Genomic DNA, 2,752 nt, shown 5'->3' with positions numbered 1-2,752 from the left:
GGAATGCGGTCAAATGTGGGAGCGGGCTTGCTCGCGAAGGCGGTAGTCCAGGCACCAAAAATTACAGAACCTGGTCACTCACCTCCCCATCCACCAACCGCCGAATCCCTAGCGGATTAGCGTTCTGCAACGCCTCGGGCAACAACGCATCCGGATAATTCTGGAAGCACACCGGCCGCAGGAAGCGATCAATCGCCAGCGTCCCCACCGACGTCCCCCGGGAATCGGACGTCGCCGGGTACGGCCCGCCATGCACCATCGCCTCGCACACCTCGACCCCGGTCGGATAACCATTGAGCAAAATCCGCCCGACCTTTTCCTGAAGCATTTCTGCCAGCCAGCGATACTCCAGCAACTCCCCGGCCTCGCCAATCAAGGTCGCTGTCAGTTGCCCGCGCAACCCCTGCAACGCCGCCGCCAACTGGGCCTGGTTCTCGACTTCGACGACGATGGTGGTCGGCCCGAAGACTTCTTCCTGCAGCAGCTCATCCCCCTCGAGCAACAGGCTGACATCGGCCTGAAATACCTGCGGCTGAGCCTGATTGCCCTGCTGCGGTCTGCCCGCCAGATGGGTCAGCCCCGAATGTTCGTGCAGCTCGCCAAGGCCTCGGTTGTAGCTGGCCAGCGTACCGGCGTTGAGCATGGTTTGCGCCGGTTGCTGGTTCATGCTGGCGCAAAAGCTTTCCAGAAAGGTGCTGAACTGCGGCGAACGCAGGCCAATGACCAGGCCAGGATTGGTACAGAATTGACCACAACCCTGGGTAACTGAACCGGCAAGCTGCGCGGCGATTTGTTCGCCGCGTAGCGCGAGCGCTTCGGGCAGCAGGAACACCGGGTTGATGCTCGACATCTCGGCAAACACCGGGATTGGCTGTGGCCGGGTCGCGGCCATGTGGCTCAGGGCATTACCGCCCTTGAGCGAACCGGTGAAACCCACCGCCTGAATTGCCGGGTGCTTGACCAGCCACTCACCGACGCCCCCGCCGTAGATCATATTGAATACGCCCGCCGGCATTTCGGTGCGCTCGGCGGCACGGATGATCGTGTCCGCCACCCACTCGGCCGTCGCCATGTGACCGCTGTGAGCCTTGAACACCACCGGGCAACCAGCGGCCAATGCCGACGCGGTATCGCCGCCGGCGGTAGAAAACGCCAGCGGAAAGTTACTCGCGCCGAACACTGCGACCGGCCCTAACGCGATGCGGTATTGGCGCAGATCCGGACGCGGCAACGGTTGGCGATCCGGCAGCGCCCGATCAATCCGCGCACCGTAGAAATCACCGCGACGCAGGACCTTGGCGAACAAGCGCATCTGCCCGCTGGTGCGTGCGCGCTCGCCCTGAATTCGCCCCGCCGGCAGCGCGGTTTCGCGGCACACGGTGGCGACGAAATCATCGTCGAGTGCATCGATTTCATCGGCGATGGCATCGAGGAATCGTGCGCGTTGTTCCGCGCTCAGGTTGCGGTAGACCGGGTAAGCGGCAGCCGCGGCTTTGGCGGCGGCATCCACTTCGGCTTCAGATGCCTGAAAGAAGGTGCCCGGCAGCGCTTCGCCGGTGGTTGCGTCGAGGCTTTGCAGTTGCAGCGTGCCGTTGGCGCTGCGGCGACCGCCGATGTAGTTGTGTCCCAGTAACGTGGTCATGAGTGATTCCTTGACCGGCCAACAACGCCGGTAATTGAAGACTTAAAGCGCACGCACCTGGCCGATAGCCAACGGTGGGGTACTTTCGCCGATACCGTTGACCAATGGTGCACCAAACTCATCGAGGCTGATCTGAAAGTGATCGCCCGGCTGGGTTTTCACGCCGTCGGCAAACGACAGCGTGGCGGTGCCGAAGTAGTGCACATGGACATCGCCGGGGCGCAAAAACTGCGTGTATTTGAAATGGTGAAATTCGAGATTGGCGAGGCTGTGGCACATGTTGTCTTCGCCGCTGAGAAATTCTTTTTCCCAGATTGTTTCGCCGTTGCGCTTGATGCGACTGGTGCCGACCAGGTGCCTGGGCAATTCACCGATGCGCAACTCAGGACCATACGAGCAATAGCGCAGTTTCGAATGCGCCAGGTACAGGTAGTTGCGCCGTTCCATCACATGGTCGGAAAACTCGTTGCCCAGGGCATAACCAACGCGATACGGCAGGCCGTCGTCGCCAATCACATAGAGGCCGGTCAACTCGGGTTCTTCACCCGCGTCCTCGGCAAACGGCGGCACCGGAAAATCCGCGCCGGGGCGCACGACGATGCTGCCGTCACCTTTGTAGAACCATTCCGGCTGCGCACCGACCAGACCGGCCGCTGGTTTTCCGCCCTCCAGGCCCCATTTGAAGATGCACATGGTGTCGGTCATGCCGGCTTCGACGGCGCCGTCCTGCTGGTGCATCTTGTCCCGCGCTGCTGCGCTGCCCAGATGAGTCAGGCCGGTGCCGCTGATCAGGCAATGGGCCGGGTCTTCGTGATCCAACGGCGGCAGGACTTTGCCCTGTTGCAACAGTTGCGCGTAGTCCGGGCCGGCCTCGGTACCGCGTTGAGCGACTTCTTCTTGCAGGCTACGTTGGGCGCGAATTGCCGCGAGTGCCAGTTCACGGGTGCTGCGGGTGCCTTTGAGCACCTGCACCTGTGCCCCATCGACGAGGCCGACCTGGCGCTCACCGGCAGTGTTTTCAAATTGAATCAGGCGCATGACGGCCCTCCATAAAATCGCGGATTTGTGGCGAGGGGATTTAGCGAAACCTCGCACCGCCCCGTTGGGTTG

At 62.0% G+C, this 2,752-nt stretch carries 2 protein-coding genes; both read right to left on the bottom strand.

What is annotated here, in order from left to right:
• Positions 1 to 61: 61 nt before the first annotated feature.
• Complete coding sequence (locus tag AC1DRJ_RS23700) at positions 62 to 1,642, bottom strand: aldehyde dehydrogenase (NADP(+)) (protein WP_477804291.1); 1,581 nt, start codon at positions 1,640 to 1,642, stop codon at positions 62 to 64.
• A gap of 42 nt (positions 1,643 to 1,684) precedes the next feature.
• Positions 1,685 to 2,680: an AraD1 family protein gene (gene araD1, locus AC1DRJ_RS23695; protein WP_477804290.1), complete on the bottom strand. Its 996-nt coding sequence runs from the start codon at positions 2,678 to 2,680 to the stop codon at positions 1,685 to 1,687.
• Positions 2,681 to 2,752: the final 72 nt, after the last annotated feature.

This window comes from Pseudomonas sp. P5_B2 (assembly GCF_056400445.1).
The sequence above is the reverse complement of the archived record's forward strand: the minus strand, read 5'-3'. Positions and strand labels throughout refer to the sequence as shown.

What these genes read in the sequence shown, in the direction of transcription:
- araD1 (WP_477804290.1), bottom strand. Translation starts at nt 2,680, where the DNA reads ATGCGCCTGATTCAATTTGAAAACACTGCCGGTGAGCGCCAGGTCGGC.
- AC1DRJ_RS23700 (WP_477804291.1), bottom strand. Translation starts at nt 1,642, where the DNA reads ATGACCACGTTACTGGGACACAACTACATCGGCGGTCGCCGCAGCGCC.